The organism is Enterovirga sp., from assembly GCF_028290205.1.
Classification (GTDB): Bacteria; Pseudomonadota; Alphaproteobacteria; order Rhizobiales; family Beijerinckiaceae; genus Enterovirga.
In genome coordinates this window covers 1-5,643 of sequence record NZ_JAQGKF010000024.1, presented here as the reverse complement: position 1 = coordinate 5,643, position 5,643 = coordinate 1, and the positions used below count along the sequence as shown (strand labels likewise).

Here is a 5,643-nt window from a genome sequence, read left to right as displayed (position 1 = left end):
CGAGCCGAAGCAGTTCAAATCGGACAAGCTCAAATACGAATTCAGCATCGAGAAGGCGAACAAGCTCCTCGACGAGGCCGGCTACACGCGCGGCTCGGACGGCATTCGCGAAAAGGAGGGAAAGAAGCTCAAATACGTCGTCCAAACCTCCATCAACGCGCCCCGGCAGAAGACGCAGGCGATCATCAAGCAGGCCTGCCAGCGCGCCGGGATCGACCTCGAGCTCAAGTCCGTGACCGCGTCGGTGTTCTTCTCCTCCGACGTCGCCAATCCGGACACGTATACGAAGCTCTATTGCGACATGGAGATGTACACGACGACCCAGCCTCAGCCGGATCCGGAGCGTTTTCTCAACCAGTTCGTCTCCTGGGAAATCGCCAACAAGGACAACAAGTGGCTCGGCCGCAACGTGTCCCGCTACGCCGATCCCGCCGCGGACGAGGCCTACAGGGCGGCCCAGAAGGAGCTCGATCCGGTCAAGCGGGCGGCGCTCCTGATCAAGGTCAATGAGGTCTTCTGCGAGGCCAACGTGATCCTGCCGCTGCTGTCGCGGACGCGGGTGGCGGCCGCCGCCAACAGCCTGATGCACGACCATTCGGGATGGGACGTGGACACCTGGAACGTCGCCGCCTGGTATCGCGTCTGAGCCCCGAGCGCGGCGCGGCCCGGAAGCCGCGCCGCCCAGATCCAGCCGGCCGGGAGAGACCGGGTCGATGGTGAGCTATCTTCTGCGTCGGCTGCTCATCGCCGTGCCGAGCCTCCTCGGCATCAGCCTGATCCTGTTCACCGTGCTGGCGCTCGCGCCGGGCGATCCCTTCCAGGAGATGGCGACCAATCCGAATGTCCCGCCGCAGGTCCGCGAGGCCCTCAGGGAGAGTTTTGGCCTGAACGATCCCGTGATGGTGCGCTACCTGCGCTGGCTCGCCGCCATGCTCCGGGGCGATTGGGGATTCTCGTTCGCAAGCCGGGTGGACGTGGATGATCTGATCCTGCAGCGCGTCCCCACGACGCTGTTCATCGTCGGCTCGTCGCAAATCCTGGCACTCGCGATCGCCATTCCGGTCGGCATCTTCGCGGCGACGCGGCCCTATTCGGTGTTCGACCAGGTGGCGAATACGCTCGCCTTCATCGGCTTCTCGCTGCCGACGTTCTTCACGGGTCTGCTCTTCATCCTGATCTTCTCGGTCCAGCTCGACTGGTTTCCCTTCGTGTACCGGACCGACATCGCGGCCACGGGCTGGCGCTGGTATTGGGAGATGTTCCGGCAGGCGATCATGCCCGTCTCCGTGCTGGGCTTCTTTCAGGCCGCCTCCTACACCCGCTATGTCCGGTCGGCGGTGCTGGACGTGGTGCGGCTCGACTATGTGACGACCGCCCGGGCGAAGGGCCTCGGAGAAGGGGCCGTGACGCTGCGCCACGTCGCCCGCAACGCGCTGATCCCCGTGGTGACGCTGGTCGCCCTGCAGATGCCGGCCGTGTTCGGCGGCGCCATCGTGACCGAGCAGATCTTCCGCATCCCGGGCATCGGATCGCTGCTGATCAGCGCCATCCTGGCCAACGACACCCCGGTGATCATGGCCGTGACCTTCGTGTTTGCCTGCCTCGTCGTCCTGTTCAACCTCATCGCGGACCTCCTGTATGGCTGGCTCGACCCTCGCATCTCCTTCCGCTGAGGCGGGTGGAGGGGCGGCGGCGCCGCCCGGCCCTCCGCCGGGAGCGGTGGCGGCGACCTCCCCGGGGCGTGAAACCTGGCGCAGGTTCCGCCACCACCGGCTGGCGGTCGCGAGCGCGGTCCTCCTCGCCGTGATGGTCGTGGGGGTGGTATTCGGCCCCTGGCTCTGGCCTGTCCGGATCGACGAGATCGACTTCGCGGCCACCCTTCAGGGACCGTCCCTCGCCCACCCGTTCGGCACGGACGATCTCGGCCAGGACATCCTGGCCCGCATGCTCTACGGCGGCCGCATCTCGCTCGCGGTCGGGTTCGCGGCCATGGCCGTGTCCACGGTGGTCGGCATCCTGGTCGGCGCCCTGGCCGGCATGTCGCGGCGCACGCTCGACCCCGTCCTGATGTGGGTGACGGACCTGTTCCTGTCCCTGCCGCAACTGCCGCTGCTGCTGCTCGTCATCTACCTCTTCCGCGACACGCTGAAGGCCGTGTTTGGGCTCGAGGGCGGCGTCTTCGTGATGATCGTCGTGGTGATCGGCGGCCTGCGCTGGATGCCCGTGGCGCGGCTCGTTCGGGCCCAGTTCCTGTCGCTGCGCGAAAAGGAGTTCGTCGAGGCCTCCCGGGCCCAGGGCGCCTCGACCTGGCACCAGGTGACGCGCCACATCCTGCCGAACGCCATCGGGCCGGTGATCGTGGCCGGCACGATCGAGGTCTCCTCGGCCATCATCGCCGAATCGACCCTCTCCTTCCTGGGCCTCGGCTTTCCACCGGACATCCCGACCTGGGGCCGCCTGCTGTTCGACGCCAAGGACCATCTCGATGTGGCGCCGCATTGGGCGCTGTTCCCCGGCGGCGCGATCTTTCTAACCGTGCTGTCGATCAACTTCCTGGGTGACGGCCTGCGCGACGCGCTCGACCCGCGGCGGGTAATCTGATGGGCGGTTCCCCGGCCCCGGTCTTGTCCGTCTCCGGCCTGCGCACGTCGTTCCGGACCGACCTCGGCTGGCGTGAGGTGGTGCGCGGCGTGTCGTTCGAGATCGGCCCGAAGGAGACCGTCGCGCTGGTCGGGGAATCCGGCTCGGGCAAGAGCGTGACGGCCCTGTCCGTGATGCGCCTCACCGCTGCGGGGGCGAGCCGGGTGGAAGGCTCGGTGCTGCTTGAAGGGCGCGACCTCCTGAGCCTGCCCGAGTCGGAGATGCGACGGGTCCGCGGCGACCGCGTCGCCATGATCTTCCAGGAGCCGATGACCAGCCTGAACCCCGTTCTGACGATCGGCTTCCAGATCGGCGAGGCGCTGATGCTGCATCGCGGCCTGTCGCGCGCCGCAGCGGAAGCCGAGACGGTGCGGCTGCTGGACAAGGTCCGCATCCCTGCCGCCCGGTCGCGGCTGCACGATTATCCGCACCGCTTCTCGGGCGGCATGCGCCAGCGCGTGATGATCGCCATGGCGCTCGCCTGCCGGCCCAAGCTCCTGATCGCCGACGAGCCCACCACCGCGCTCGACGTGACGATCCAGGCGCAGATCCTGGACCTGATCAAGCTCCTCCAGGAGGAGGAGGGCATGTCGGTCCTGTTCATCACCCACGACATGGGCGTGGTGGCCGAGGTCGCCGACCGCATGGTCGTGATGCTGGACGGCGAGGCCGTCGAGACCGGCCCGACCGGCAAGATCTTCGAGCGCGCCGACCACCCCTATACGCGCGCGCTCCTGGCCGCCGTGCCGAAGCTCGGCTCGATGGGCGAGAGCGCCTATCCCCGCCCCTTCCCGCGCGTGGATCGGGCCACCGGCGCCATCGCGGAGGCACCCGAGGCGCCCGACACGGTCGTGCCCTCCTCCCGGCCGGTGCTGGAGGTGCGCGACCTCACAACCCGCTTCGACATCCGGGGCGGCCTGTTCGGGCGCCTGCGGGGACGGGTCCACGCGGTGGAGAAGGTGTCCTTCGACATCCGGCCCGGCGAGACGCTGGCGCTGGTCGGCGAGAGCGGCTGCGGCAAGTCCACCACCGGCCGGTCGGTGATGCGGCTGATCGAGCCGCAGAGCGGCACCGTGCTCCTGGACGGGGAGGATTTCCTCGCCCTGGACGCCCGGACGCTGCGCGCGCGGCGGCAGCGCATCCAGACCGTGTTCCAGGACCCGTTCGCCAGCCTCGATCCCCGCATGACGGTGGGCGCCGCCGTCGCGGAGCCGCTGCTCGTGAACCGCCTCGCCTCGCGGACGGAGGCCCGCGACCAAGCGGCCGAGCTCCTGCGCCGGGTCGGGCTCGACCCCGCCTCGGCCGGGCGCTTCCCGCATGAATTCTCCGGCGGCCAGCGCCAGCGCATTTGCATCGCCCGGGCCCTCGCGGTGCGGCCCCGGCTGATCGTGGCCGACGAGGCGGTCTCAGCGCTCGACGTCTCCGTGAAGGCGCAGGTGATCAATCTGATGCTGGAACTCCAGGCCGGAATGGGCCTCGCCTACCTGTTCATCTCGCACGACATGGCCGTGGTGGAGCGCGTCAGCCACCGGGTGGCGGTGATGTATCTGGGCGAGATCGTCGAGATCGGGCCCCGGGCGGCGGTGTTCGGCAATCCGCAGCACCCCTACACCCGGAAGCTTCTGGCAGCCGTGCCGGTGCCCGACCCGCGGCGGCGGCGCGAGCCGCAGGCGGTGTCAAACGACGAGATCCTCAGTCCGATCCGGGCGCCGGACTACGTGCCGCCCGTGCGCCTGATGTCCGAGGTCTCGCCCGGCCACATGGTGCAGAGCTGGGGGGAGGAATGGGACGCCCGGGACAGTTCTCGGGCCGCGTAGCCGGGCCCGTCGCTCCGGCGGGCAGGACATCGGCCGCGACCCTCCGTATATCCGGCCATGGTGCGGGCGACCGGCGGGTCGCCCCGTTTCGCTCGCCTGGCGAGCTCTGGATGGAGCGGCACGATGTTCATCGCCATGAACCGGTTCAAGGTGTTCAAGGACGCGACGGAGGAGTTCGAGGCGGTCTGGCTGAACCGGGACAGCCACCTCTCCGAGATGCAGGGCTTTGTGAGCTTCCACCTGCTGCGCGGGCCGGAGGCCGAGGACCACGTCCTCTATTCCTCGCACACGACCTGGCGCAGCCGGGCGGATTTCGAGAGCTGGACCCGCTCCGAGCAATTCCGCAAGACGCATAGCCGCGCGCCCAGCAGCAAGCCGCTCTATGCGGGCCACCCGAATTTCGAAGGCTTCGAGACCGTGCAGTCGCTCGGCCAGGAGACGGAGCCGAAGGCGGCGTCGTAGGGCGCGTCAGCGCCGCTGAAACAGCGGGTGCTCGACCTTGTCGCCGGCCTTGATGCCCAGACGCTCGGCCGTGCCGGCCACCAGTTCGAGCACGGCCAGCACCGGCTCGCCGGACGGGATCTGCCGGGTGGAGAGCGGCTCCGTCCTCTGCGCGATGCGGGCGACCGTGCCGTCCGGCCGAATAAACAGCATGTCGAGCGACACGTAGGTGTTCTGCATCCACATCGACACGGGCTCGACGCGGGCGAAGTCGAACAACATGCCGCGGTCGGGCGGCAGGCTGCGCCGATACATCAGCCCCTGGGCCCGGTCCGCGTCGTTGCGGGCCACTTCGACCTGGAAGCGATGCGGGCCGGAGGCGGTCAGGACGGCCAGAGGCTCGAAGGTCTGCGCGGCCGCGACCATCGGCGCCAGGACCAAGAGCAGGACGAGGACGAGCCGCCGTCCCATGGTGACGCTCCGCACGGCGATGCCCTTAGTGGGAGGCCGGCAGCGCGCTGCTGGAGAGGCGGATCTCGGCCGCCATGGTGCCCTTGGAGCCGTCGCCGTAGCGGACCAGGACGCGATCGCCCGGCTTCAGCTCGGCGATGCCGTAGTGGCGCAGCGTTTCCATGTGGACGAAGATGTCGGGCGTGCCGTCGCCCCGCGTCAGGAAGCCGAAGCCGCGCAGCCGGTTGAACCACTTCACGGTGGCCTCTTCGAGCCCGCTCGTCGGCGCCACGGT

General features: G+C 68.9%; 7 protein-coding genes. 5 read left to right on the top strand and 2 right to left on the bottom strand.

Going from position 1 to position 5,643, the window contains the following annotated elements:
- From JWR86_RS01990 to JWR86_RS01970, 5 genes are all read left to right on the top strand, one after another.
- Positions 1-646 (top strand): ABC transporter substrate-binding protein (locus tag JWR86_RS01990; RefSeq protein ID WP_299560003.1); only part of this gene is annotated, 646 nt, incomplete at its 5' end.
- A 67-nt stretch (positions 647-713) separates the two neighbouring features.
- Complete coding sequence (locus JWR86_RS01985) at positions 714-1,673, top strand: ABC transporter permease (protein ID WP_299560000.1); 960 nt, start codon at positions 714-716, stop codon at positions 1,671-1,673.
- Positions 1,639-2,601 carry an ABC transporter permease gene (locus tag JWR86_RS01980; RefSeq protein WP_299559996.1) on the top strand — a complete coding sequence of 321 codons (963 nt, stop codon included), beginning with the start codon at positions 1,639-1,641 and terminating at the stop codon, positions 2,599-2,601. Before JWR86_RS01985 ends, JWR86_RS01980 begins: the two co-directional genes overlap by 35 nt.
- Complete coding sequence (locus JWR86_RS01975; RefSeq protein ID WP_299559992.1) at positions 2,601-4,457, top strand: ABC transporter ATP-binding protein; 1,857 nt, start codon at positions 2,601-2,603, stop codon at positions 4,455-4,457. Before JWR86_RS01980 ends, JWR86_RS01975 begins: the two co-directional genes overlap by 1 nt.
- 123 nt (positions 4,458-4,580) lie before the next feature.
- On the top strand, positions 4,581-4,919 hold the full coding sequence (locus JWR86_RS01970) for an antibiotic biosynthesis monooxygenase (RefSeq protein ID WP_299559989.1): 339 nt from the start codon (positions 4,581-4,583) through the stop codon (positions 4,917-4,919).
- Positions 4,920-4,925: 6 nt separating this feature from the next.
- On the opposite strand, the gene JWR86_RS01965 is transcribed toward JWR86_RS01970, so the two are convergent.
- On the bottom strand, positions 4,926-5,324 hold the full coding sequence (locus tag JWR86_RS01965; RefSeq protein WP_299560006.1) for a DUF192 domain-containing protein: 399 nt from the start codon (positions 5,322-5,324) through the stop codon (positions 4,926-4,928).
- A 70-nt stretch (positions 5,325-5,394) separates the two neighbouring features.
- On the bottom strand, positions 5,395-5,643 hold a 249-nt coding region (locus JWR86_RS01960), incomplete at its 5' end, for a cold-shock protein (protein ID WP_299559986.1).